At 64.2% G+C, this 24,959-nt stretch carries 25 protein-coding genes and 1 tRNA gene; 10 read left to right on the forward strand and 16 right to left on the reverse strand.

The window, feature by feature from the left end:
- Window positions 1-9: 9 nt before the first annotated feature.
- Window positions 10-85, reverse strand: a tRNA-Thr gene (locus DBO85_RS04355).
- A gap of 142 nt (window positions 86-227) precedes the next feature.
- On the opposite strand from DBO85_RS04355, the gene DBO85_RS04360 reads away from it, so the two are divergent.
- Both DBO85_RS04360 and tsaA read left to right on the forward strand, forming a co-directional pair.
- Complete coding sequence (locus tag DBO85_RS04360; protein ID WP_108105623.1) at window positions 228-1,001, forward strand: SDR family oxidoreductase; 774 nt, start codon at window positions 228-230, stop codon at window positions 999-1,001.
- Window positions 1,002-1,083: 82 nt separating this feature from the next.
- A complete protein-coding gene (tsaA, locus tag DBO85_RS04365; protein WP_108105625.1) occupies window positions 1,084-1,776 on the forward strand; it encodes a tRNA (N6-threonylcarbamoyladenosine(37)-N6)-methyltransferase TrmO in 693 nt (230 codons plus the stop codon).
- 382 nt (window positions 1,777-2,158) lie between these two features.
- On the opposite strand, the gene fpr is transcribed toward tsaA, so the two are convergent.
- Window positions 2,159-2,935 (reverse strand): ferredoxin-NADP reductase, encoded by a 777-nt coding sequence (fpr, locus tag DBO85_RS04370; protein WP_108105627.1) that lies wholly within the window; start codon window positions 2,933-2,935, stop codon window positions 2,159-2,161.
- 110 nt (window positions 2,936-3,045) lie between these two features.
- Here fpr and DBO85_RS04375 point away from each other — a divergent pair, with 110 nt between their 5' ends.
- The gene (locus tag DBO85_RS04375; protein WP_108105629.1) at window positions 3,046-3,969 is read left to right on the forward strand and encodes a LysR family transcriptional regulator; all 924 of its coding nucleotides are present in this window, start codon (window positions 3,046-3,048) and stop codon (window positions 3,967-3,969) included.
- A 6-nt stretch (window positions 3,970-3,975) separates the two neighbouring features.
- On the opposite strand, the gene DBO85_RS04380 is transcribed toward DBO85_RS04375, so the two are convergent.
- Window positions 3,976-4,341, reverse strand: coding sequence for a diacylglycerol kinase (locus DBO85_RS04380; RefSeq protein WP_108105631.1), 366 nt, complete (start codon window positions 4,339-4,341; stop codon window positions 3,976-3,978).
- Window positions 4,342-4,362: 21 nt separating this feature from the next.
- A complete protein-coding gene (gene erdR, locus DBO85_RS04385) occupies window positions 4,363-5,013 on the reverse strand; it encodes a response regulator transcription factor ErdR (RefSeq protein ID WP_108105633.1) in 651 nt (216 codons plus the stop codon).
- 119 nt (window positions 5,014-5,132) lie between these two features.
- Here erdR and DBO85_RS04390 point away from each other — a divergent pair, with 119 nt between their 5' ends.
- Window positions 5,133-6,026: a DMT family transporter gene (locus DBO85_RS04390; protein ID WP_108105635.1), complete on the forward strand. Its 894-nt coding sequence runs from the start codon at window positions 5,133-5,135 to the stop codon at window positions 6,024-6,026.
- A gap of 12 nt (window positions 6,027-6,038) precedes the next feature.
- Here DBO85_RS04390 and DBO85_RS04395 read toward each other — a convergent pair whose 3' ends face one another.
- Window positions 6,039-6,776, reverse strand: a complete 738-nt coding sequence (locus DBO85_RS04395) for a tRNA-uridine aminocarboxypropyltransferase (protein WP_108105637.1) — start codon at window positions 6,774-6,776, stop codon at window positions 6,039-6,041.
- A 238-nt stretch (window positions 6,777-7,014) separates the two neighbouring features.
- Here DBO85_RS04395 and DBO85_RS04400 point away from each other — a divergent pair, with 238 nt between their 5' ends.
- On the forward strand, window positions 7,015-7,410 hold the full coding sequence (locus tag DBO85_RS04400) for a quorum-sensing-regulated virulence factor family protein (RefSeq protein WP_108105949.1): 396 nt from the start codon (window positions 7,015-7,017) through the stop codon (window positions 7,408-7,410).
- Window positions 7,411-7,452: 42 nt separating this feature from the next.
- Here DBO85_RS04400 and DBO85_RS04405 read toward each other — a convergent pair whose 3' ends face one another.
- Window positions 7,453-9,858, reverse strand: coding sequence for a phosphoketolase family protein (locus tag DBO85_RS04405; RefSeq protein ID WP_108105639.1), 2,406 nt, complete (start codon window positions 9,856-9,858; stop codon window positions 7,453-7,455).
- Between the two features lie 125 nt (window positions 9,859-9,983).
- On the opposite strand from DBO85_RS04405, the gene DBO85_RS04410 reads away from it, so the two are divergent.
- Together DBO85_RS04410 and DBO85_RS04415 are read left to right on the forward strand one after the other, a co-directional pair.
- Window positions 9,984-11,387 carry an MBL fold metallo-hydrolase RNA specificity domain-containing protein gene (locus tag DBO85_RS04410; RefSeq protein WP_108105641.1) on the forward strand — a complete coding sequence of 468 codons (1,404 nt, stop codon included), beginning with the start codon at window positions 9,984-9,986 and terminating at the stop codon, window positions 11,385-11,387.
- 68 nt (window positions 11,388-11,455) lie between these two features.
- The gene (locus tag DBO85_RS04415) at window positions 11,456-12,526 is read left to right on the forward strand and encodes an LOG family protein (RefSeq protein WP_108105644.1); all 1,071 of its coding nucleotides are present in this window, start codon (window positions 11,456-11,458) and stop codon (window positions 12,524-12,526) included.
- A 99-nt stretch (window positions 12,527-12,625) separates the two neighbouring features.
- Here DBO85_RS04415 and recX read toward each other — a convergent pair whose 3' ends face one another.
- From recX to DBO85_RS04430, 3 genes are all read right to left on the reverse strand, one after another.
- Complete coding sequence (recX, locus tag DBO85_RS04420; RefSeq protein WP_108105646.1) at window positions 12,626-13,090, reverse strand: recombination regulator RecX; 465 nt, start codon at window positions 13,088-13,090, stop codon at window positions 12,626-12,628.
- A gap of 7 nt (window positions 13,091-13,097) precedes the next feature.
- Entirely contained in the window at window positions 13,098-14,144 is a 1,047-nt protein-coding gene (gene recA / locus DBO85_RS04425) for a recombinase RecA (protein WP_108105648.1), read from the reverse strand.
- An 86-nt stretch (window positions 14,145-14,230) separates the two neighbouring features.
- Window positions 14,231-14,728 (reverse strand): CinA family protein, encoded by a 498-nt coding sequence (locus DBO85_RS04430; RefSeq protein WP_108105951.1) that lies wholly within the window; start codon window positions 14,726-14,728, stop codon window positions 14,231-14,233.
- A 220-nt stretch (window positions 14,729-14,948) separates the two neighbouring features.
- Between DBO85_RS04430 and DBO85_RS04435 the strand changes: the two genes are divergently transcribed.
- The 3 genes from DBO85_RS04435 (at window position 14,949) to fdxA (ending at window position 18,361) form a co-directional block, all read left to right on the forward strand.
- Entirely contained in the window at window positions 14,949-15,230 is a 282-nt protein-coding gene (locus tag DBO85_RS04435; protein ID WP_108105650.1) for a hypothetical protein, read from the forward strand.
- Between the two features lie 93 nt (window positions 15,231-15,323).
- Window positions 15,324-17,903 (forward strand): DNA mismatch repair protein MutS, encoded by a 2,580-nt coding sequence (gene mutS / locus DBO85_RS04440; protein ID WP_108105652.1) that lies wholly within the window; start codon window positions 15,324-15,326, stop codon window positions 17,901-17,903.
- Window positions 17,904-18,037: 134 nt separating this feature from the next.
- The gene (gene fdxA, locus DBO85_RS04445) at window positions 18,038-18,361 is read left to right on the forward strand and encodes a ferredoxin FdxA (RefSeq protein WP_108105654.1); all 324 of its coding nucleotides are present in this window, start codon (window positions 18,038-18,040) and stop codon (window positions 18,359-18,361) included.
- A 616-nt stretch (window positions 18,362-18,977) separates the two neighbouring features.
- Here fdxA and rpoS read toward each other — a convergent pair.
- The 7 genes from rpoS to ispF all read right to left on the reverse strand — a co-directional run bounded on the left by rpoS (window position 18,978) and on the right by ispF (window position 24,866).
- Window positions 18,978-19,988, reverse strand: a complete 1,011-nt coding sequence (gene rpoS / locus DBO85_RS04450) for an RNA polymerase sigma factor RpoS (RefSeq protein ID WP_108105655.1) — start codon at window positions 19,986-19,988, stop codon at window positions 18,978-18,980.
- A gap of 107 nt (window positions 19,989-20,095) precedes the next feature.
- Window positions 20,096-20,887, reverse strand: coding sequence for a peptidoglycan DD-metalloendopeptidase family protein (locus DBO85_RS04455; protein WP_233356551.1), 792 nt, complete (start codon window positions 20,885-20,887; stop codon window positions 20,096-20,098).
- Window positions 20,888-20,969: 82 nt separating this feature from the next.
- A complete protein-coding gene (locus DBO85_RS04460) occupies window positions 20,970-21,905 on the reverse strand; it encodes a DUF368 domain-containing protein (protein WP_108105659.1) in 936 nt (311 codons plus the stop codon).
- Window positions 21,906-21,929: 24 nt separating this feature from the next.
- The gene (locus tag DBO85_RS04465) at window positions 21,930-22,565 is read right to left on the reverse strand and encodes a protein-L-isoaspartate(D-aspartate) O-methyltransferase (protein ID WP_177429735.1); all 636 of its coding nucleotides are present in this window, start codon (window positions 22,563-22,565) and stop codon (window positions 21,930-21,932) included.
- 41 nt (window positions 22,566-22,606) lie between these two features.
- The gene (surE, locus tag DBO85_RS04470; protein ID WP_108105663.1) at window positions 22,607-23,356 is read right to left on the reverse strand and encodes a 5'/3'-nucleotidase SurE; all 750 of its coding nucleotides are present in this window, start codon (window positions 23,354-23,356) and stop codon (window positions 22,607-22,609) included.
- Window positions 23,344-24,396 (reverse strand): tRNA pseudouridine(13) synthase TruD, encoded by a 1,053-nt coding sequence (gene truD / locus DBO85_RS04475; RefSeq protein WP_108105665.1) that lies wholly within the window; start codon window positions 24,394-24,396, stop codon window positions 23,344-23,346. The genes surE and truD overlap by 13 nt, the downstream gene beginning before the upstream one ends.
- Complete coding sequence (gene ispF / locus DBO85_RS04480; protein WP_108105667.1) at window positions 24,393-24,866, reverse strand: 2-C-methyl-D-erythritol 2,4-cyclodiphosphate synthase; 474 nt, start codon at window positions 24,864-24,866, stop codon at window positions 24,393-24,395. The genes truD and ispF overlap by 4 nt, the downstream gene beginning before the upstream one ends.
- Between the last annotated feature and the right edge of the window lie 93 nt (window positions 24,867-24,959).

Here is a 24,959-nt window from a genome sequence, read left to right on the forward strand (position 1 = left end):
TGATTTATGTGGTGCCGGAGACAGGAATCGAACCTGCGACCTTCGCGTTACGAGTGCGCTGCTCTACCGACTGAGCTACACCGGCGTGGCGCGCATTATCTGGATTCGCCCGGCCGGACTCAAGAGCGGCCCGACGTGGATGCAGCGGCATTTGCGCCGGCAATAGTGCCTGCCACAGCGCCAAGGGCACGCTAGGGTGGAGTCATCGCCATTGGAGGATTTCCCAGATGCACCAGTACTTTTCCCTGAAGGGCCGCACGGCCCTGGTCACCGGCGGCACCCGCGGCATTGGCCACATGATCGCCAAGGGCCTGCTCGAAGCCGGCGCGCGGGTGTGGATCTGCGCGCGTGACGCCCAGGCCTGCGCGGATGTTGCGGCCGAGCTGTCGGCCTTTGGCGAGTGCCATGGCATCGCCGCCAACCTGGTCCACGAAGAGGGCATCAAGGCCCTGGCCCATGAGCTGGGCCAGCAGATGGACAAGCTCGACATCCTGGTCAACAACGCCGGCACCTCCTGGGGCGCGCCGCTGGAAAGCTACCCGATGTCCGGGTGGGAGAAGTGCATGCAGTTGAACGTCACCTCGGTGTTCGGCTGCATCCAGCAGCTGCTGCCGCTGCTGCGCAAGGCCGGCACCGAAGAGAGCCCGGCGCGGGTGATCAACATCGGTTCGGTGGCCGGCATCACCGCCCACGGCGAGAACGCCTACGCCTACGGCCCGAGCAAGGCGGCACTGCACCAGTTGTCGCGGATGCTGGCGCGCGAGCTGGTGAGCGAGCACATCAACGTCAACGTGATCGCGCCGGGGCGCTTCCCGAGCAAGATGACCCGCCACATTTCCAACGATGCCGAGGCCATGGCCGAAGACTGCGCGGTCATCCCGATGAAGCGCTGGGGCCGCGAGGACGAGATGAGCGCGCTGGCGGTGATGCTCGCCAGTACCGCCGGGGCCTACATGACCGGTGCGATCATCCCCATCGACGGTGGCTTCCACCTCGAGTGACGCCGACGGCCGTGGCTTGAACAGCGCGGCCAGCGTGACGATGCAGTAGCATGGCGGCCTTTGCCCGCGTCCGGCCGCCGCCATGTCCTACCAGGTAGATCCGATCGGTTTTGTCCGCTCCTGCTTCAAGGAAAAATTCGCCATTCCCCGTCAGCCCCTGCTCGCCCCCGCGGCGCGCGGCGTGCTTGAACTCGTGCCGCCATTCGATCAGCCCGAGGCACTGCAGGGGCTGGAGCAGGTCAGCCATGTCTGGCTGCTGTTTTTGTTTCACCAGGCCCTGGAAGACAAACCGCGACTGAAGGTGCGTCCGCCGCGCCTGGGCGGCAATCGCTCCATCGGCGTGTTCGCCAGCCGCGCCACCCATCGTCCCAACGGCATCGGCCAGTCGGTGGTACGCCTGGATGGCATCGAGCCTGGACGGCTGCGGCTCTCCGGCATCGACCTGCTCGACGGCACCCCGGTGCTCGACATCAAGCCCTACGTACCCTACGCCGACAGCGTGGCCGGCGCGCACAACGCCATCGCCGACGCCCCGCCCTGCCCCATCGCGGTGGAGTGGGACGCCGCGGCGCTCGCCCAGGCCCAGGCGCATGCACAGCGTCTGGGCGAGCCCCTGGTGGAGCTGATCGAACAATGCCTGGCGCAGGACCCGCGCCCGGCCTACCAGCGCCCTGAACCGGAGCGCCGCTACGGTGTATTGCTGTGGGATGTGCAGGTGCGCTGGCACTACCCGCGGGCGGGAGTGATCCGGGTGCTGGAGGTCGAGCGGGACTGAGGCCGGGCAACCTGCCCGCCGATGCTGCGACCAAGCCCATCTCCCTGCCCGCCGAAGCTTCCCTCATCCGGCGCTGCGCGCCACCTTCTCCCGGAGGGAGAAGGACAGCTGCGGGGCGGTGGTGCTATGTGATGCCGTGTGGTGCTGAACAGAGCTTCGAACGCTCGCAGCTTTTCCCTCTACCTTCGGAAGAGGGTGCCGAAGGCGGGTGAGGGAGGTTTCAGGCGACTCGCCGCCGCTTCAAGCCAGAGCACGCCAGGTACCCTGCCCGCCGACGCATCCCTCATCCGGCGCTGCGCGCCACCTTCTCCCGGAGGGAGAAGGACAGCTGTACGGCGACTGCGCGGTGTGGCTCAGCCGCCGAGGCGGCGAGCGCGTAGTGCTACTTCTCGACGAAGGCGCGCTCGATCAGGTAGTCGCCCGCCTCGCCCAGGCGCGGCGAGATCTTCAGGCCGAACTCGTTGAGCACCGCGCTGGTCTCGTCGAGCATGCTCGGGCTGCCGCAGATCATCGCGCGGTCGTCCTGCGGGTTGATCGGCGGCAGGCCGATGTCGGCAAACAGTTTGCCGCTGCGCATCAGGTCGGTGAGCCGGCCCTGGTTCTCGAACGGCTCGCGGGTCACGGTCGGGTAGTAGATCAGCTTGTCGCGCAGCGCCTCGCCGAAGAACTCGTTCTGCGGCAGATGCTCGGTGATGAACTCGCGGTAGGCGACCTCGTTCACGTAGCGCACACCATGCACCAGGATGACCTTGTCGAAGCGCTCGTAGGTGGCCGGGTCCTGGATCACGCTCATGAAGGGCGCAAGGCCGGTGCCGGTGCTGAGCAGGTAGAGATGCTTGCCCGGCAGCAGGTCGTCGAGCAGCAGGGTGCCGGTCGGCTTGCGGCTGATCATCAGGTTGTCGCCTTCGCGCAGGTGCTGCAGGCGCGAGGTCAGCGGGCCGTCCGGCACCTTGATGCTGAAGAACTCCAGGTGCTCCTCGTAGTTCGGGCTGGCAATCGAATAGGCGCGCATCAGCGGCCGCCCTTCGACCTCCAGGCCGATCATCACGAACTGGCCGTTCTCGAAGCGCAGCCCGGGATTGCGGGTGGTCTTGAAGCTGAACAGGGTGTCGTTCCAGTGATGGACGCTGAGCACGCGCTCGACGTTCAGATTGCTCATGGCGGCGATGTCCTCCGAGGAAACCGGGAATGCAGTTGCGGGCCATTCTAGGAACCGGCAGGATATCTGTTAAACGAATTATCTAAATATCACTAATCGGTTATACAGATATGCGGTTCACCCTGCGCCAACTCGAGGTTTTTGTCGCAACCGCCCGCCAGGAGAGCGTCTCCCGCGCGGCGGAGTTCCTTTCAATGTCGCAGTCGGCGGCCAGTACCTCGATCACCGAGCTGGAGCGCCAGTTCGACTGCCAGCTGTTCGACCGCATCGGCAAGCGCCTGCGCCTCAATGCCCTGGGCCATCAATTGCTGGCACAGGCGGTGGCCCTGCTCGACCAGGCCCGCGAGGTACAGAACCTGCTCGATGGCCGCAGCGGCTTCGGCTCGCTGAACGTCGGCGCCACCCTCACCGTCGGCAACTACCTGGCAACGCTGCTGATCGGCCGCTTCATGCAGCGCCATCCGGAATGCCGGGTGCAGCTGCAGGTACACAACACCTCGCGCGTGGTCGAGCAGATCGCCCAGCAGGAGCTGGATCTGGGACTGATCGAGGGCGAATGTCATCACCCGGATGTCGAGGTCACGCCATGGGTCGAGGATGAGCTGGTGGTGTTCTGCGCGCCCGACCATCCGCTGGCAGGTGCCGGCGCGCTGCGCATCGCCGAGCTGGCCGAGGAAAACTGGATCCTGCGTGAACAGGGTTCAGGCACCCGCCTGACCTTCGAGCATGCCTTGCGCCATTATCCCGGTCGCCTCAACGTGCGACTGGAGCTGGAGCACACCGAGGCGATCAAGCGTGCGGTGGAATCGGGCCTGGGGATTGGCTGCATTTCCCGGCTGGCGCTGCGCGACGCCTTCCGCCGCGGCAGCCTGGTCGAGCTGGCAACCCCGGAGCTGGACCTTAGACGGCAGTTCTATTTCATCTGGCACCGGCAGAAGTACCAGAGCGCAGCGATGCGCGAATTCCTCGAGCAGTGCCAGGCGCTGACTGCCGGCGTCGCACGCAGTGATCTGATCGAGCTGCCGCGCGCCTGAGGATGATCAGCCCAGCAGCACCAGCAGCCAGACCGCGGTGATCAGCGTCAGGGTCACCAGCTGCGCGGCGCTGCCCATGTCCTTGGCATTCTTCGACAGGGGATGGCGTTCCAGGGAAATGCGGTCGATGGCCGCCTCCACTGCCGAATTGAGCAGCTCGACGATCAGCGCCAGCAGGCAGACGCCAACCAGCAGCGCGCGCTCGCCGCGGCTGACGTCAACGAAGAACGCCAGCGGCACCAGCACCCCATTGAGCAGCACGACCTGGCGAAAGGCCGCCTCGCCGAAGAAGGCCGTACGCAGGCCGGCAAACGAATAACCGATGGCGTGATAGATACGCGCGACGCCGCGCTTACCGGGTATGGCTGACATTCCTTGTCCTCGACGGGTGGATCAACTGCGCGGGATGGATTCCAGCTGCTGCAGCAACAGGGCAGCCTGGGTACGGGTACGTACGCCGAGCTTGCGGAAGATGGCGGTGACGTGGGCCTTGACCGTGGCCTCGGAGACGTTCAGCTCATAGGCGATCTGCTTGTTCAGCAGGCCGTCGCAGACCATCGTCAGGACGCGGAACTGCTGCGGCGTCAGACTCGCCAGACCGGCGCTGACCGCCTTGGCTTCGTCGCTCACGGCGCCCTCGGCAAGATCCTGCTGCGGCCACCAGGTGTCGCCGTCGAGCACGCTGCGCACCGCCTGCTGCAGGGTCTCCAGCGGCGAGGACTTGGGAATGAAACCGCTGGCGCCGAACTCTCGCGCCCGTGCCACCACGGCCGGTTCTTCCTGAGCCGAGATCATCACCACCGGCAGCTGCGGGTACTGTCCGCGCAGCAACACCAGACCGGAAAAGCCGTAGGCGCCCGGCATGTTCAGATCGAGCAGCACCAGATCCCAATCGGCGCGCTCGGCCAGACGGGCTTCCAGTGCGGCGATGCTGTCGGCTTCCACCAGGTGCACCTGCGGGCCCAGACCCAGGGTCAGGGCCTGCTGCAGGGCGCTGCGAAAAAGGGGATGGTCGTCGGCGATGAGAATTTCATAAGCGGCCATGAACTGTTCCCTATTCTTCTTGTGGAGGCCGAAGGGCGCTCAGCATGCCCAGCCCTGTCCAAGTGGTCAAGCCCGATGCTTTGCGGCAGAATCGCCGGCTTTCGCCAACGAGAACCACCATGCAGAACAGAGCTCTGCGCGCCGACCTTCTGATGCTGCTGACGGCCATGATCTGGGGTTCGGTGTTCGTCGCCCAGACCCGCGGCATGGAGCATGTCGGCCCTTTCCTTTATAGCGGCGCGCGCTTTCTGCTGGCCACCCTGGTACTGCTGCCACTGTTCTTCTGGCGGCCGGGTGGACGTGACTCTGCCGCCCCGCCAATCCAACCCGCCAGTCGCGGACTCTGGTTCGGTGGCTTGTTGATGGGAGTGGTGCTGGCGCTGGGGATCAATCTGCAGCAGGTCGGCCTGCAATTCACCAGCGTGACCAACTCCGGCTTCATCACCGGGCTCTACGTGATCATGGTGCCGCTGATCGGGCTGCTGGTCGGCCAGCGCACCGGACTGGGCACCTGGCTGGGCGCATCCCTGGCGGTGGTCGGGATGTTCCTGCTCAGCGTCGGCGAGAACTTCCAGGTGGCTTCCGGCGACTGGCTGCAACTGGCCGGCGCGGTGGTCTGGGGCGTGCACGTGTTGATGATCGGTTCGCTGGCGCGGCGTCACGACCCGCTGCGCCTGGCCGTACTGCAGTTCGCCGCCTGCGGGGTGATCAGCCTGCTGCTGGCGCTGGTGTTCGAAGAGATCACCCTGCCCGCCCTGCTCGGTGCAGGTCCGGCGATTCTCTACGGCGCGCTGATTGGCGTCGCCATCGGCTTCACATTGCAGGTGATCGCCCAGCGCGACGCCCTCGCCTCCCACGCGGCGGTGATCTTCTCGCTGGAGGCGGTGTTCGCCGCCCTGGCCGGCGCCTGGTTCCTCGACGAGATGCTCCAGGCGCGGGGCTACGTCGGCTGTGGACTGATGTTCGCGGGGATGCTGGTCGCCCAGCTCTGGCCCAGGCGCGTAGCTGTCTGAGCGCAGCTGCGTTCAGTCGGCAGCCGGCGCGCGCGTCCCGTCCAGCAAAGCCTGCAGGTGGAGGTGCGCCGGGTCCTGCAGGTCGGGTGCGCGGTGGCGTTTGGCCGCCAGGTAGTGCTGGCTGAACACGTCGAGCCAGGCGTCCAGCGCATTGGCCGCGCACTCATCGCCGGCCAGCTCCAGACAGAGCGCGGCAACCTCGGCGGTACACAAATGCTCGCCACGGGTGGAACGCCGCAGGCGGTAGCGCGACAGCTGCTCCGGCTGCAGGCTGAGCACCGGCAGGCGATCCAGGTAGGGGCTCTTGCGCTGCATCTTGCGCGCCTCGGTCCAGGTCGCATCGAGCAGGATGAACAGCGGCCGTCGCCCCGCCACACGCGGCACCTCGCTGACCACCCGTTCGCTGGCGACGTACTCGCCAGGGAAGACCAGGAACGGCTGCCACCGAGGATCATCCAGCAGCGCCAGCAGACCCTGCTCGACTGCCGTGCGGGTCCAGCCGAAGGCATGAGTGTCGGCAACCACATCGGCGATCAGCCAGCCGGTGTTGCTCGGCTTGAGCGGCTCGATGTCGTGCATCAGCAGGCAGAAGGCGGAATGTGCATCCACCCGCGGTCGCCAGGCGCAGGCGCAATGCCGCAGCGCCACCCGGCACTCCGGGCAACGCGGGTCGCGCGAACCGCGCGCCAGGAAAGGCTTGCTGCTGCGCGCCAGACGTTCGGCACAGAGCCTTGAAACCGCGTGCGACATGCCTGCCTCCCGATCGAAAAGGGGCGCAAGTCTATCAGTCGGCAGGCGGCTCGCAGCAATGCCGCATGGCGCGCCGCGGCGGATCGGATATCCTGCGCTGAACCGTCGCCCGGCGAGCCGGTCCTACGCCGACCGCAACCGCTGCCTCGCACGACCCGCAAGCCATCGTCCAGGGCTCGCCGCCGGACTGCACGAACACCTCGAGCAGCCCGCCAACATCCACCGTATGGAGATCCGCATGCACCGTCTGCTTCTTATCGCCGCCCTGCTGCTGCCCTGCGCCATCCAGGCTGCCTCCCTGAAAGACTTCGAGCTGACGCGCGCATTGGAAAAGGTCGCCCGGGAAAGCAGCAAGGGCACCCCGCGGGCGATCAATGAAGACATCCTCGATCAGGGCTACACGGTGGAAGGCACCGAGCTGATCAACCACCTGAGCGTGCGCCCCGTCCATGCCGCGCAGATGCGCGGCAACCCGGACAGCGTGCGCAACCAGCTCGGCAGCAGCGTCTGCAGCAATGCAGGTTTTCGTCAGTTGCTCGAGCGTGGCGCCATCCTGCGCTACGAATTCAGCGAGCTGGGCAGCAACCTGCCGGTGACCCGCGAGCGTTTCAGCAGCGACGACTGCGCCGAGTAAAGGCGCGGCGGCGCAGCTTGCGCCCACCGCTAACGAGCCTCATCAACGCAGCAGGCGCGGATCGCCCTTGCCCGCCACGGCAGCGGCCTCTGCGGGCGTCAGCAGCGCGGTACGCGGCAGATCCAGCAAGCGCGCTGACGCCGCCAGCACGTTCGCCCAGCAGGCCCGGTTGGCGAACTGCATGCCGGCCTCGTCCAGCGTGCCACCGCGGTTGCGATAACCCAGCACCGAACTCTTGCGCGCATCCGGCAGGATCGGCCAGAGGTGGCCGCGAGCCACTTCCGGACGCATGTGGGTGAGCAGGATGCGGCTCTCGTAGCGCTCGGGGAACAGCGCCTCGACCAGCGTCTCGGCTGCCACGTAGTCCATCTCCCAGCGGTCACGCGGGGCGCGGAAACGTCCTGGTTCCTGAAGGTAAACCAAGCGGTAGGCAAAACCGGCGTCCTTCAGGCGGGCCGCCGCGCGGAGCATTTCCGCCAGCTGGTAGCTGCCGTTGGCGATCAGCAGCAGCGGCCCCTCGCCCGGCTGCTCGTCGACCACGATGGCGCCGTCACGGGCCAGCCGCTCGGCCTGGGCCTGGTCGAAATGGCAGGGCCGCTCGCGCTTGGGTATGACCATGCAGGCAAGCTGGCCGCGCGCCTGGTAGATCGACGGCAGCAGCGCCAGGGCGCTGTTGTGATCGGCCGGAAACAGCACTCGGACCATGTCGCTCATCTCGCCGAGCAGGGTTTCGCAGAAGGTGGTGTCCTGGTGCGACTGCTGGTTCTTGCCGTTCTCCCAGGTGTGCGAGGTGGCCACCAGCGGCCAGCCGAGCCAGCCGGCAGGCCGGCCAACCTCCTTCTGCTGGCGGGCGAAGATCAGTGTCTGGCGCACGGCGCCGAGCATCTTGACGCAGAAGGCCTCATAGCTGGCCACCAGGTTCAGGCCACCCTGGTTCGCCAGGCACGCCGATACCACCGCCTCTTCGTTGAGCGCGGTGATGATCTGGCCATCGACCGCTTCCAGCTCGCTCTCCGGCTCGCAGACCCGATGACGCAAGGCCTTGAGCACCCCGCCCAAGCGGTTGCTGGCCAGCTCGTCGGGATTGCCCACGCGCGGGCGCAGCTGCGGATTGGCCTGGGTCAAGGCGACGAAGAAATCGTCCAGGGCGCTCATCGGTGAGCAACTCTCGGCGCGGTAGCCGAGCAGCGGAATGCTCGGTGCGGCGGGCGCCCGCTGGGCCAGGGCGTTGTCACGCTCCAGCGGCCGCTGCTCGCGCGTGGCGAGGAACAGCTCGCGGGCGGCGGCCAGCTCACGCGGTGCCACCCACAAGGGAGCGGCATGCTGATTGAACAGCGAGCGGGCCTCGCCATCGCGCGACGGATTGCCGGGCAACGGCAGGTTGTGCGCGGCGTTGCCACCGGCACCGAAGAAACCGAAACCCTTGACGGTCTCGGCAATGGCATAGGGCATCGGCAACGGATAGCGCAGGATGCCGCTGTTCTTTTCCTGCACGCGCCGGGCGGTACGCTGCTCCATCTCCCACAGCGCGCAGACGAAGGCGGCCGGGTCACGACCGTCGAAGGTGATCGGATCAAAACCGCAGCGGCGCAGATGCTGGCGGAAACCCTCGAGGCCTTCGTGGGTGCCGAGCTCGGTACGCTGCTCGATCCGTCGGCCGTTGGCGATCATCACCGGCAGTGCCACACCACTGTCCTCGGCGCGCCACCAGCGCGGCATCCAGTCGCTGCCACGCTGCTCCTCGGCGGCGCCGTCGGAGAGAAAGGCTACCAGCGTCTCGCCCGGCAGCGGCATGTGCGTGTACTGCAGCTCGGCAAAGCCCAGATAGCCGCCCTCGGCGATGCCACCTGCGGTATGCGGATTGACGTGGCTGCCCAGGGGGATGCCCGGGCTGCCATCCGCTGCCTGGGCGTAGCTGTAGAAATCGGCAACCAGACGGCTCATGCCGGCCTCATCGAAACCGTAGCGCTCGGCCTGCTCAGGATGCTGGTTGGCGGTCAGCAGGTTGAGCGCCTCGATGGCGGCCACGCAGTGCCCCTGCCCCATCAGCCAGCCGCGGGTCTGGCCGGTCAGTGCATTGAGAGCCAGGTAGCCGGCGTAGGCCGGGACCATGTTCAGCGCGCCGCCGGTGTGGCCTTCCGGGATCGGTTTGAAATCTTCCGCCTGCAGCGGTGCGCCATCGGGCGAGACCCGAGCGGCATAGGTCATGTGTACCACCAGCCAGAGCCCGGCCGAACCGAGCCGATCCAGCGCCGCGAGCATGCGATAGACACTGGCAAGATCGGGCTGCATGCCCAGCTGCACCAGCTGGTGCGCCAACCGGAAGACGGCCGCCTGGGTTTCCGGGGCGTGTTGAAAAGGCCCGTAACCTTCTCGCCAGGTGGAAAACTCCGGCTCGGACTGAGAGTGGGCATCCAGCTCGGCCATACTCGGCAGTATCTGGGACATAATGACCTCCGTTGGCAACGTTCTGCGCAGTCTAGACAGCCGCTTTGCGGGCGACGCTGACATGCGTCAAGCCTGGCCTGGGCAACTGCCGTCAAGCTGGCGACCTTACCCCAAGAGGAGAACTCATGGCTCTGCTTAATTTCCTTGGCGCCATTCGCCAGGTCACTGGTTCCTGCTATCTGATCGAGAGCCGCGACGGCGCCAAGGTGCTGCTCGAATGCGGCATGCGCCAGGGCCGTCGCGAAGACGAAGAAGGCAACAGCAGCGGATTTCCATTCAACCCCGCCGAGCTCAGCGCGGTGGTGGTGTCCCACGCCCACATAGACCACACCGGCCTGTTGCCCAAGCTGGTTGCCGACGGTTTCCGCGGGCCGATCTTCGCCACCGAAGTGACCTGTGACCTGATGGAACTGATGCTGCTGGACTCGGCGCATATCCAGGAGAAGGACGCCGAATGGGAGAACAAGTGGCGTCTGCGCCAGGGCAAGGCTGCGGTCAAGCCGCTCTACACCGTCGCCGACACCGAACGCATGCTGGGCCAGCGGCAGGCGCTGAACTACGGCCAGCCGACGGAGATAGCTCCAGGCGTCGAACTCACCTATCACGAAGCCGGGCACATCCTCGGCTCGGCGATCGTCGAGCTGGTGGTGCAGGACCATCACATCAGCCGGCGCCTGGTGTTTTCCGGCGACCTGGGCAATACCTGCTCACCCCTGATGCGCTCGCCGGCAATCCTCAAGCAGGCCGACCTGGTGATGCTCGAATCGACCTACGGCGACCGCGACCATCGCTGCAGCCAGGACACCCTCGACGAGCTGGCCGAAATACTTCAGCAGGCCCATCGTGACGGCGGCAACGTACTGATCCCCTCCTTCGCCGTTGGCCGCACCCAGGACCTGATCTACTACCTCGGCCAGTTCTATCAGCAGGGTCGGCTGCCGCAGCAGGCGGTATTCCTCGACAGTCCGATGGCCATCCGCGCCAACGCCATCTACTCGCGTCACCACGAGTACTTCGATCCCGAGCAGCACGCGATGCTGCAGAAGAACGGCATCAAGCGCATCGAAGACTGGCTGCCGATCCTGCGTTGCACGCCAACGCCGGAGGAGTCGATGGCAATCAACCGGATCAAGAGCGGCGCGATCATCATCGCCGGCAGCGGCATGTGTACCGGTGGGCGCATCGTTCACCACTTCAAGCACAACCTCTGGCGCGAGGAGTGTCATCTGGTGTTCCCCGGCTTCCAGGCCAAGGGCACCCTGGGCCGCTCCATCGTCGACGGCATCGACACGGTGAAGGTGCTGCACCAACGCATTGCGGTGAAAGCCAAGGTTCACACGCTCGGCGGTTTCTCCGCCCATGCCGGGCAATCGCAACTGGTCGACTGGGTGAAGAACTTCGACCACCGTCCGGAACTCTATCTGGTCCACGGCGAGTTCGAAAAAATGCAGATTCTGCAGCAGCGTCTGCGTGATGAACTGCACTGGGAGGCCAATATTCCGGAACCCGGCGAGCAGATCGCCCTCTGAGTGGCGCAGAGTATCGACTTCGCGCCCGGGCTCGGCGAGCAGCCGGGTCTTCACTACAAGGAGCGTTTATGCCTTTCGAGTCCGACGAGTACCTGTCTCGTCACTACCAGACCAGCGGGATCGATCTCGCAGAGAAGATCGACGAACTGGTGAATCTTGCCGCCGCCAGCGGCAGCCCCAACACCGCGCTCTACCGTGAAATGCTGGTGACCGTGATCCGCATGGCCCAGGCAGACCGCAATCGCTGGGACGCCAAGATCATGCTGCAGACCCTGCGCGAGATGGAGAACGCCTTTGCCAGCCTCGAGCAGTTCAAACGCCGGCGCAAGGTCACGGTGTTCGGCTCGGCGCGCACGCCGATCGACCATCCGCTCTATGCTCTGGCGCGCGAGCTTGGCGCCCTGCTGGCACGCTACGAACTGATGGTGGTGACCGGCGCGGGTGACGGCATCATGGCTGCAGCCCATGAAGGTGCAGGCCTGGAAAACAGTCTGGGATTCAACATCACCCTGCCCTTCGAGCAGAGCGCCAACGCTACCGTGCACGACAGTGCGCACCTGCTGTCCTTCCATTTCTTCTTCCTGCGCAAGCTGTTTTTCGTCAAGGAAGCCGACGCGCTGGTGCTCTGCCCCGGCGGGTTCGGCACCCTTGATGAAGCGCTGGAGGTTCTGACCCTGATCCAGACCGGCAAGAGCCCCCTGGTGCCGGTGGTACTGCTCGACGAGCCCGGCGGCAACTACTGGAAGGGCGCGCTGACGTTCATCCAGGAGCAGTTGGCAGACAACCGCTACATATTGCCCAGCGACATGCATCTGGTTCGCCTGGTCCATAGTGCCGAGGATGCGGCCGAGGAAATTGCCCAGTTCTACCGCAACTTCCACTCCAGTCGCTGGCTCAAGGACACCTTCGTGATCCGCATGAACCACCCGCTGAAACAGACGGCACTGACACAGTTGGGCAAGGACTTCGCCGACCTATGCCTGCGCGACGGATTCAGTCAGCAGGCCTACTGCGAATCGGAAAGCGACGAGCCGGAACTCTGCCATCTGACACGCCTGGCGTTCGTCTTCAATGGTCGTGACCACGGTCGCCTGCGCGAATTGCTGGACTTCATCAACCTGGAGCAACACTGGGCCTGACGCCCACGCGTGCTCGCGACACAAGAGAGACCCGCTGCGCTCGGCCAGCCTGGCTAAAGCCGAGCGCAGATCGATGTGCATTGATGACCGGCTGCTTGCTCAGTCGTCGATAGAGGCGCCACGCAACACGCGGGAGATCTGCTCCATCGAATAGCCGCGATAGGCCAGAAAGCGGCCCTGACGGGCCCTCTCCCGGACATCGCCAGGCAGTACACCAAAGCGTCGACGCCACAGTTCTTGCAGCGCCTCGCTCCAGTCGACCGCACACGCCTGCAGCGCCTCTTCGACCTGTGCTTTCAGCAGACCACGCTGGGCCAGCTCTTCGCGGATACGCAGCGGGCCGTAGCCGGCACGCGCCCGGCTGGCGACGTAGGCATCCAGATAGCGGCCCTCATTCAGCAGACCCTCATCCGCAAGCCGATCCAGCGCCGATTCGATCAGCTCCGCAGGGGCGCCCTTGCGCTGTAGCTTGCGCGACAACTCGACCCTGCCGTGCTCGCGACGAGCCAGCAGGTCCATCGCCGCGCGGCGCACGGCAACCGGAGTGTCGAGCGGCGTGGCCATCGACGGATCAGACGTCCGCTTCGGCCGTATCGTCCACTTCATCGGCTACCGCCGAACGCGGACCGGAGGGTACCAGCAGCTTTTCGCGGATCAGCTTTTCCAGCGCATTGCCGGCTTCGGCGTTATCTTCCAGGTACTTGGCTGCATTCGCCTTGCCTTGTCCGATCTTGCTGCCCTGGTAGCTGTACCAGGCACCGGATTTCTCGACCAGACCAAGCTGAACGCCCAAGTCGATAATCTCGCCGGTGCGATAGATACCCTTGCCGTACATGATCTGGAACTCGGCCTGGCGGAACGGCGGAGCGACCTTGTTCTTCACGACCTTGACACGGGTCTCGCTGCCGACCACTTCGTCACCGTCCTTCACCGCGCCGGTACGACGGATGTCCAGACGCACCGAAGCGTAGAACTTGAGTGCGTTACCGCCGGTGGTGGTTTCCGGGTTGCCGAACATCACACCGATCTTCATGCGGATCTGGTTGATGAAGATCACCAGGCAATTGGCGTTCTTGATGTTGCCGGTGATCTTGCGCAGGGCCTGGCTCATCAGGCGAGCCTGCAGGCCGACGTGAGTGTCGCCCATCTCGCCTTCGATCTCGGCCTTGGGCACCAGCGCGGCAACCGAGTCGACGATGATCACGTCAACGGCGTTGGAACGCACCAGCATGTCAGTGATTTCCAGCGCCTGCTCGCCAGTGTCCGGCTGAGAAACCAGCAGGTCGTCGACGTTGACCCCCAGCTTGCCGGCGTAGTCGGGATCCAGCGCGTGTTCGGCATCGACGAACGCGCAGGTGGCGCCGAGCTTCTGCGCTTCAGCAATCACCGAAAGGGTCAGGGTGGTCTTGCCCGAGGATTCCGGACCGTAGATCTCGACGATTCGCCCTCTCGGCAGGCCGCCGATACCAAGCGCGATATCCAGACCCAGAGAGCCGGTTGAAATGGACGGAATCGCCTGACGCTCGTGATCGCCCATGCGCATCACCGCGCCCTTGCCGAATTGCCGTTCGATCTGTCCCAGAGCCGCAGCCAGAGCGCGCTTCTTATTGTCGTCCATTGGATTCCTCGCGTAGTCAGCAAAGCCTGTCAGGCAAAAACAACTGTATAAGTAGACAGTATTAGAGCATAGGGCAAGTTTCTCGCCTACCCCTGAGGCAGATTTTCTCCGCGGCTCAGCGACAAGAGGCCGTTCAGCGCACAGTGCACCGTCTGCGCACGCACCGCAGCCCGATCACCATCGAAACGCCGGCGCTGGCTGCACACCCGATCGCTATCCGCCCAGGCCAGCCACACGGTGCCCACCGGCTTGTCTGGCGTACCGCCGTCCGGACCGGCAATACCACTGACGGCAACGGCATAACGCGCGCTCGAGAGCCGCTGGGCGCCGAGAACCATGGCTTCGACCACCTCCCGGCTTACCGCGCCGACCTGCACCAACAACGGCTCTGGGACACCGAGCAGCGCAGTCTTCTGCCGATTCGAGTAGGTCACGTAACCGACTTCGAACCACGCCGAGCTGCCCGGGACGCGCGTGATCGCCTCGGCGATACCGCCACCGGTACAGGACTCGGCAGTACTTACCTGCGCACCATTGCGTCGCAGGGTTTCCCCCAGCAGGGCGGCAAGCCCGTCCACGTCCATCTTCATCATCAGGGCCTCGCTCATCAGCTCCAAGGCGCGACACTAGCAGCCGCTCTCGGCCGGCAAAAGCGCTGCGGCACCTGGCCGAACACTCACCGACCTGCGGGGTCACAACTTCAAGGCCTTCCGCACCGCCGACTGCTACCTGCCATCTTCGAGCCGCCGCGGAACATGCCTGCCATCGCAAAGCTGAGAATGCGCACACCCCGAGGAGAGCAACATGATCACTCGCCTGCTACCGAGCGTTTTGCTGGCCGTCAGCAGTCTCGCCCTGGCCGAGTCGCCAGGCCCTACCGATCCATCCGGCCCACGCCTGGATCCGGCCCGGGTGCCCGCGCCCGCCGTGGGCAGGGAGAGCATGGACGAGCAGATTCGTCGCGGCACCCTGATAACACCGCATGACGAAGTCGAGGGCTCAGACTCCGATGATCCTGATACCGGTCGACCGTCGGACAGCGATGAGCACCGCCGCCAACCACAGCCGCTGGAGCATCCACGCTGATCGGAAGCCGCTGCCTGCTCGGCGGAGAAAGTGCGTGTTACCCTTGCCCGCCGTCGCCCATACCGGGCTCGCAGACACGCCTCTCGAACGCCGATGACCAAAGAAAATCAGGACTTCTCCGCACACACCCCGATGATGGCGCAATACTGGCGCCTGAAGAGTCAGCACCCCGACCAGCTGATGTTCTACCGCATGGGCGACTTCTATGAGTTGTTCTATGAGGACGCCAAGAAGGCCGCCGCACTGCTCGACATCACCCTGACCGCCCGTGGCCAGTCCGCAGGCCAGGCGATACCGATGGCCGGCATTCCCTTCCATTCGGCAGAGGGTTATCTGGCTCGCCTGGTGAAGTTCGGCGAGTCGGTGGTGATCTGCGAGCAGATCGGTGACCCGGCAACCAGCAAGGGGCCGGTCGAGCGTCAGGTAGTGCGCATCATCACTCCGGGTACGGTCAGCGACGAGGCCCTGCTCGACGAGCGCCGCGACAATCTGATTGCCGCAGTGCTGGGCGACGAGCGCCTGTTCGGACTCGCGGTACTCGACATCACCAGTGGCCGCTTCAGCGTTCAGGAACTGGCCGGCTGGGAAAACCTGCTCGCCGAACTGGACCGCCTGAGCCCTGCGGAGCTATTGATCCCCGACGACTGGCCGCAAGGTCTGCCGGCCGAGAAGCGCCGCGGCACCCAGCGCCGAGCGCCCTGGGACTTTGATCGGGAGAGCGCCAGGCGCAGCCTTTGCCAGCAGTTCGCCACTCAGGATCTCAAAGGTTTCGGTTGTGAGCAGCTGAGCCTGGCCATCGGTGCCGCCGGCTGCCTGCTGACCTATGCCAAGGAGACCCAGCGCACCGCCCTGCCCCACCTGCGCAGCCTGCGCCACGAACGCCTCGATGACACAGTGGTGCTCGATGGCGCCAGCCGACGCAACCTCGAACTGGATACCAACCTGGCCGGCGGCCGCGAAAACACCCTGCAGTCGGTCATGGATCGCTGCCAGACGGCAATGGGGACTCGTCTGCTGACGCGCTGGCTGAACCGTCCGCTGCGCGACCTCGAGGTGCTCCGGGCGCGCCAGGATTCGATCACCTGCCTGCTGGAACACTATCGCTTCGAAACGCTGCAGCCGCAGTTGAAGGACATTGGCGATCTGGAGCGCATCCTCGCCCGCATCGGACTGCGCAATGCCCGTCCCCGCGACCTCGCGCGACTGCGCGACGCTCTCGCCGCGCTGCCGCAGCTGCAGACGGCATTGAAACCAATCGAAGCTGCTCATCTGCAAGAGCTTGCCGGTGCCATTCAGACCTATCCGGAACTTGCCGAGCTGCTGCAACGCGCGATCATCGACAACCCACCAGCGGTGATTCGTGACGGCGGCGTGCTCAAGACCGGCTATGACGCCGAGCTGGACGAGCTGCAGTCGATCAGCGAGAACGCCGGCCAGTACCTGATGGATCTGGAAACCCGCGAGCGGGCGCGTACCGGCCTGGCCAACCTCAAGGTCGGCTACAACCGGGTCCATGGCTATTTCATCGAGCTGCCGAGCAAGCAGGCCGAACAGGCCCCCGCCGACTACATCAGGCGCCAGACCCTCAAGGGAGCGGAGCGCTTCATCACTCCGGAGCTCAAGGTTTTCGAGGACAAGGCACTTTCGGCCAAGAGCCGCGCCCTGGCCCGGGAAAAAGCCCTCTACGAAGAGTTGCTGGAACACCTGATCGGCCAGCTCGCACCGCTACAGGACACCGCCGCGGCGCTGGCCGAACTCGACGTACTGAGCAATCTGGCGGAGCGTGCGCTGACACTGGACCTGAACCGCCCGACATTCGTCGATCGCCCCTGCCTGTGCATCGAGCAGGGACGCCACCCGGTGGTCGAGCAGGTGCTGGAAACCCCTTTCGTGGCCAACGACCTGCGCCTTGATGACGATACGCGCATGCTGGTCATCACCGGTCCGAACATGGGCGGTAAATCCACCTACATGCGCCAGACGGCGCTGATCGTCCTGCTTGCACATATTGGCAGCTTCGTCCCGGCGGCCGCCTGCGAGCTGTCGGTGGTGGATCGCATCTTCACCCGGATAGGTTCAAGCGACGACCTCGCCGGCGGTCGTTCGACCTTCATGGTCGAGATGAGCGAGACCGCCAACATCCTGCACAACGCCAGCGAACGCAGCCTGGTGCTTATGGATGAGGTCGGCCGCGGCACCAGCACCTTCGATGGTCTGTCGCTGGCCTGGGCCGCCGCCGAACAACTGGCCAAGCTGCGCGCCTGGACACTGTTTGCCACCCACTACTTCGAGCTGACGGTACTGCCGGAAACCGAAGGCGGCGTGGCCAACGTGCATCTGAACGCAACCGAACACAATGAACGCATCGTCTTCCTCCATCACGTCCTGCCGGGACCGGCAAGCCAGAGCTACGGCCTGGCAGTGGCCCAGCTGGCGGGGGTTCCGGGGCCGGTTATCCTCCGCGCGCGGGAACATCTTGCCCGCCTGGAAACCACCAGTCTTCCCCACGAGACACGCAAGGAAGGCGCGGGACAATCTGCCGCACCCATGCAGAACGACCTGTTCGCCAGCCTGCCACACCCGGTGCTGGACCAGCTGGACAAGCTGCGTCCGGATGATCTGACCCCACGGCAGGCATTGGAATTGTTGTACCAGTTGAAGGAACGGCTATAACCGACCTGCGCGCAAGCTGCTAGAATCCTGCGCGCTTTTGAATCCCGGACCGTTTGCCTGAGAGTCCGGGAATTCTTTCGAGTCGAGCGGTAACTGCCAAAACCCTCGACCGCTGCCTGAGGAGAAATCGAGAAATGACCTTCGTCGTCACCGACAACTGCGTCAAGTGCAAGTACACCGATTGCGTGGAAGTCTGTCCGGTGGACTGCTTCTACGAAGGCCCGAACTTTCTGGTGATCCACCCGGACGAGTGCATCGACTGCGCGCTGTGCGAGCCGGAATGCCCGGCCCAGGCGATCTTCTCCGAAGACGAGGTGCCTGAAGACATGCAGGAATACATCGAGCTGAACGCGGCACTTGCCGACGTCTGGCCGAATATCACCGAGAAGAAGGATGCCCTGCCTGACGCGGCCGACTGGGACGGCGTCAAGGACAAGCTGCAGCATCTCGAGCGCTAAGCAGCCATGCTCGCAGACCTGCAGACAACCGCTCGCCGCTGATCGGCCTGTAGCAGCAACGAAAAAGCCGATGTCGGAAACCGACATCGGCTTTTTCATGGGCATTTGACGGGCAGCGGTACTCGATGAGCGCCGACCGCTTTCTCTGGGCTTTTCTGCGCGCGCGGCGGCCCAGGATTCACTTTTCTGCGGGCAAAAAAAGGGGCGGTAGTTAGCCGCCCACTTTTTCTTCCCTACTCCCTTTCTTTCCCTTTCATCTTCCTGATGAATCGCTTCCTGCGATGTTCCCTGATCGTCATCCTTGACGACTGTGTCTGTCCGTAGACACGGTTGCGATACTACTGCCGCACAGAATCGCCGCAAGCATGCCGCCAACGGCAAAAACGACCAAGCATATTCAGCCATTCATAAAAAATCCTTTTAAAACATAACGTTAAAATATTAGAAGGTAAATTCCGCACCTCCTTCGACGGTTCTTCCTACAGTCTTTGTAAGCAATTTCCTACAACCTGGCGAGCAAAGGAGGATGTGGCCCTCGGATGCATACGGAACGCACCGCAAACTGCGGACGAAAAAAACCCGGCCACCTGGCCGGGTCCTGATCGTTGCGTTCGAACTACTGGAAAAGCGCGTCGCTGGACAGACCATTCTTCTCGAGTATCTCGCGCAAACGCTTGAGCGCCTCCACCTGAATCTGTCGCACGCGCTCACGGGTCAGGCCGATCTCCTGGCCCACCTCCTCCAACGTGCTGCTCTCATGACCACGCAGGCCGAAGCGCCGCACGACGACGTCACGCTGCTTTTCAGTCAGTTCCGAAAGCCACTGGTCGATGCTCTGGGAAAGATCATCGTCCTGCAGCAGCTCGCAAGGGTCCGTGGGACGATCATCGGTAAGGGTGTCCAACAGGGTCTTGTCCGAGTCCGGACCGAGTGAAACATCCACCGAAGAGACCCGCTCGTTCAATCCGAGCATGCGCTTGACATCGCCAACCGGCTTTTCCAGCAAGCGCGCGATCTCTTCGGCAGAGGGCTCATGGTCGAGTTTCTGGGTCAGTTCCCGCGCGGCGCGCAGATAGACGTTGAGTTCCTTCACCACATGAATCGGCAGGCGAATGGTGCGTGTCTGGTTCATGATGGCGCGCTCGATGGTCTGCCGAATCCACCAGGTCGCATAGGTAGAAAAGCGGAAGCCGCGCTCCGGGTCGAATTTTTCCACCGCGCGGATAAGACCGAGATTGCCCTCTTCGATCAGGTCGAGCAGGGACAGGCCACGATTGATGTAACGGCGCGCGATCTTGACCACCAATCGCAGGTTACTCTCGATCATGCGTTTACGACCGGCTGGATCGCCCTTCTGCGCCAGACGCGCGAAATGCACTTCCTCCTCGGGAGAAAGCAAAGGCGAGAAACCGATTTCGTTGAGATAGAGCTGGGTGGCGTCTAGCGCGCGGGTGTAGTCGATGTACTTGTGCTGCTTGGGCGAGGCTGACGATCTGGCCTTTGCAGACGACACGGGACGGGCAGCAGGTTCATCGTCGCAGGCGGTTTCCAGAGCGATGTCGCTGTCCATCAGCAGCACGTCGACATCCAGGTCAAACTCCGGCGCTTCTTGGGTAGTGAGAGCCATATTATTGTTGTCCTAAGCTGAGTTCGCCAAACAGGTTCATGCGGCCCCAAATCCCTGGCGGTCCATGATCCCATCCACCCACGCAAGGGGTGCGAACAGGCTTCAGATCAACGAGCGGGTAGATACTGCAAGGGGTCGACTGGCTTGCCTTGCCGGCGAATCTCGAAGTGCAGCTTGACTCGATCAGTACCCGTCGAGCCCATCTCCGCGATCTTCTGCCCTACCTTGACCTGCTGCCCCTCCTGCACCAACAGCCTACGGTTGTGACCGTAAGCGCTAACGTAGGTATCGCTATGTTTGATGATCAACAATTCACCGTAGCCGCGTAGGCCGCTACCGGCGTAAACCACAGTCCCATCAGACGCAGCCAAAACAGGCTGGCCCAATTCCCCAGCCAGATCAATTCCTTTATTCAAACTGCCGTTTGACGAAAATCGACTGATGATCGGGCCACTCGCCGGCCATGCCCAGCCCGATGCAGAGCGGGTTACAGGAACAGGCGCGGTTGTCGGCTTACTCGCCGGCGGCTGGATCACCGGCCGGGTAACAGGCGGGGTAGTTGTAACTGATGGTTTCGTTACTGCTGGCCGAGTAGTGGCAACCGGCGGACGAGTCGTTTGCTGCGCCGGGCGCGTAGCGACCGTGCTGGTCGGCTGTCCCGCGAACTGGATTCGCTGTCCCGGATGGATAGTGTAGGGCGCAGCAATGCCGTTGCGGGCAGCCAGCGCCTTCCAGTCCCAGCCAAAGCGAAACGCGATCGAATAGAGCGTATCGCCGCGCTGCACTATGTACTGACCACTGCGCACCGGTTGCCGTGACGCTGCCTCACGCCGCTCGCGGTCGACCACCTGAACCCCGCCCGGCGGAGCACTGGAGCAGGCCGACAATAGCGTCAGCATTAGCAGCAGCGGCGCTGCCCGAACGCTTGTTGCCGCTCTGAAGATGGCCACTGTCACGGATTTCCCCAGCCTTGGATGATGATCAAAACTCATTCGATGCAACCCGGCGGGCACTGGCGAAACGCTCCAGCACCCAGACCAGCAGAACTCCGCAAATCGCCAGAACCAGTGCCAGCGCAAGCTGTGAATCCTGCCCGCTCGCCAGAGCGAAGTCATGCGGCAGCAGGTTCTGCTGCACCAGGGGTGTCTGCCTGCCGTCACTGCCCTGCTGCCACTCGAGTGTCTGCTTCCACGGCCAGACCTTGTTCAGCGAGCCCAGCATCAGACCGCAGAGAAACGCCAGAGTGAGATCGCGCAGGCGCTCAAGCAGCCAGCTGAGGAGACGGGCGAAGCACAGTAGACCAATCACGCAGCCTGCAGCGAACACCGCAAGCAGTGTGAGATCGAGGCTCTTCACCGCGGCCAGCACGACGGCATACAGACCGAGAATCAACAGGATGAAGCTTCCCGAGATACCAGGCAGGATCATCGCGCAGATCGCCAACGCGCCGGCGAAGAACAGTATCAGCGGTGTACCTTCCAGCTGAATGGGCGAGACGACGGTGATCCAGAACGCGAAGGCGGTGCCACAGACCAGCATCAGCATCCTGCTCCAGTGCCAGCGCGAGATTTCCCGGCCGACGAGGTAAGTCGAAATCAGGATCAGGCCGAAGAAGAAGCTCCACAACGGAATCGGGTGCGCTTCCAGCAGCCAGGTGATCAACCTCGCAAGACTGAAGATGCTGGTCAGAACGCCAGCAAAAAGGATAAGCAGGAAGTTGCCATTGGCAGTCTGCCAGGCCGCGCCAACGCGACCGCGCAACAGCTGTAACGCCGCTTCCGGAATCCGCGCCAGAGCGCGCAGCAACTCGTCATAGATCCCGCTGATGAAGGCGATGGTGCCGCCCGACACGCCGGGCACAACGTCAGCAGCTCCCATTGCCATGCCCTTGAGAAACAGCATTACAACTTTCTTCATGGGTCCTTCCAGTTCAGTCACGAGTCAGGCCAGCGGGCCATTGAGCAGCGGCACGAAGCGCACCGGATCGAGCACCTGTCGGGAAAAGCCCTGCTCCTCCCGTACGATCAACAGCAGCTGCTGCAGTTCGCCCGCGCCGACCGGGATCACCAGTCGCCCGGCAGGCGCCAGTTGATCGAGCAGCGCCTGGGGCACCTCGGCAGCCGCGGCGGTCACGATGATGCCGTTGTATGGACCGAGGGCATTCCAGCCCTCCCAGCCGTCTCCCCAGCGAAAAACCACGTTGCGCAGCTTAAGCTCGGCGAGCCGTTCCTTGGCCCTATCCTGCAGGCTCTGGATCCGCTCGACGGAAAACACCCGTTCCACCAGTTGTGCCAGTACGGCGGTCTGATAGCCGGAACCTGTGCCGATCTCCATCACCTTGTCCAGCGGGCCCGCGGCCAACAGCAGCTCGGTCATGCGGCCGACCATGTAGGGCTGCGAGATGGTCTGGTTATGCCCGATGGGTAGCGCGGTGTCCTCGTAGGCGCGATGGGCCAGCGCCTCATCGACGAACAGGTGGCGCGGCGTGCGGCGAATTACCTCGAGCACTCGGGCGTTGGACAGGCCCTCGTCATACAGCCGTTGGATCAGCCGCTCGCGCGTACGCTGCGAGGTCATGCCGATGCCGTGACGACTCAGGTCCGGTTGCTCGAACGCCATCAGAGCAGCCCCTCCAACCAGTCGCCAAGGCCGCGAAAGGCTTCCTGGAAGGTGCGATCAAGCTGCAACGGCGTCACCGAGACGTAGCCCTGCATCACCGCGTGGAAATCGGTACCCGGACCGCCGTCCTCGGCGTCGCCGGCGACCGAGATCCAGTAGCCTTCCTTGCCGCGCGGATTGGCTACCTTGACCGGCGGCTTGGCGCGGCTGCGATGGCCGAGGCGGGTCATCTGGATGCCGCGAATATGATCCAGCGGCAGGTTGGGCACATTGATGCTGAGTACGGTGCGCGGCGGCAGCTCAAGCTCGGCATGCTTCTCTACCAGAAGCCGCGCGAAGTAGGCGGCCGTCGGCAGGTTGTCCGGCTGGCGCGACAACAGCGAGAAGGCAAAGGCCGGACGGCCGGTGAAGCGGCCTTCGATCGCGGCCGCAACAGTGCCGGAATAGAGGACGTCGTCACCGAGGTTGGCGCCCAGATTGATCCCGGACACGACCAGGTCGGGCTTGTCCTCAAGCAGGCCGTTGAGGCCCAGATGGACGCAATCGGTCGGGCTGCCATTGAGGCCGATGAAGCCGTTGGGCATCACGACTGGATGCAGTGGGCGGTCCAGGGTCAGGGCGCTGCTGGCACCGCTCATGTCCTGGATGGGCGCGACCACATGGCACTCGGCATAGTCGGCCAGCGCGCCGTGGAGCGCAGCCAGACCCGGTGCATACACCCCGTCATCGTTGGCGATCAGAATCCGCATGCTGTGTCCGTCTGTTCCGCCAGCTCGACCAGCTCACGCACCAACGCGGTGGCGAAGCAGCCCGAAGGCAGAACGAATTCAAGTTGGAGGATGTCAGGGGCGGGATAATGCCACGTCAACCCGCCTATGGGGAGGCGCAGGATACGCCGTTCGTGCTCCATGCCCGCTTCGACCAGCCAGTCGCGCAGCAGCGCCTCGCCTCCCGCCGCAGACTGCTCGAGCGCCTGACTGGCGCCAGCGGCAGGTGACTCCCCGCGCCCCCACAGCGGACCGGTCGGATGCAGATCAAGCGCGGCCAGACGCGGGTCGCTGCATTCCTCCACTCCCGCCGGGAAGAAACTGCGACTGTCGGTGAACGCCAGCAGATCGCCCGGCTGTGCACGATCCCAGCTGCCCGCCGCGACCCTCTCGGCCAGCAGCCGATTGAAGATCAGACTGCGCGCCGCCGAGAGCAGGCGCGAGCGACGATTGCGCTGCTCGGGGAAACGCCCTTGCTGGGCGAAATGTCGCGCCTCGTGGATATTGCCGCCGTCGAAACCGAAGCGTTGCGCACCGAAGTAGTTGGGAATGCCCCGCTGGCGAATCCGTTGCAGGCGTGCCTCCAGTTGCTCGGGGTCGCCGGTCAGTCGGGTCAGTCGCAGACGGAATCCGTTTGCCGAATGGGCACCGCGCTGCAACTTGCGACTGTGACGCTGGCGCTTGAGGATGCGCAGGCCTTCGTCCTCGGCGGCCGCCAGGTCCGGATCGCTCTTGCCGGGCAGATGCAGGCTGAACCACTGCCGGGTAAGCGCCTGGCGATCCTTGAGGCCGGCATAGCTGATCAGCTTCAGCGGTACACCGGCGGCGCGAGCGATGCGCCGCGCGGCTTCCTCGGTGTTCAGGTTGCGCTTCTCGACCCACAGCCAGAGGTGTTCACCTTCGCCAGCCAGGGGAATGTCCAGTACCTCGTCGACCTGGAAGTCTTCGGCCACCGCCTTTAGTACGGCGCTGCCGCAGGGCTCGCCATGGGCCCGCGGCCCGAGCAGCTCGGACTCGGTCATGCCTTGAGCAACAGGGCGACCGCATGAACGGCGATACCCTCCTCGCGCCCTGTGAAACCGAGCCTCTCGGTGGTGGTGGCCTTGACGTTGACCGCATCCAGGTCGACCTGCAGATCAGCCGCAATCAGTGCACGCATGCCCTCGATGTGCGGGGCCATCTTCGGTGCCTGGGCGACGATGGTCGCGTCGACATTGCCGACCTGCCAGCCCTTGGCCTGCACCAACGCGAGCACGTGGCGCAGCAGCACGCGACTATCGGCGCCCTTGAACTGCGGGTCGCTGTCGGGGAAATGCCTGCCGATATCGCCCAGCGCAGCGGCGCCGAGCAGCGCATCACTGAGGGCATGCAGCAGCACGTCGCCGTCGGAATGGGCCAGCAGGCCGAAGCTGTGAGCAATTCGCACGCCGCCCAGGGTGATGAAGTCGCCTTCGCAGAAACGATGAACGTCGTAGCCGTGGCCGATACGCATAGGAAGGTTGCCCTGAAGAACGAGGGCGTGATTCTAACTGGAAGCTGGAAGCGACACAGCCTATCCGCAGTCTTGACGTCAACGCAGGCCTTT

This window comes from Pseudomonas mangrovi (genome assembly GCF_003052585.1).
GTDB classification, from domain to species: Bacteria; Pseudomonadota; Gammaproteobacteria; order Pseudomonadales; family Pseudomonadaceae; genus Aquipseudomonas; species Aquipseudomonas mangrovi.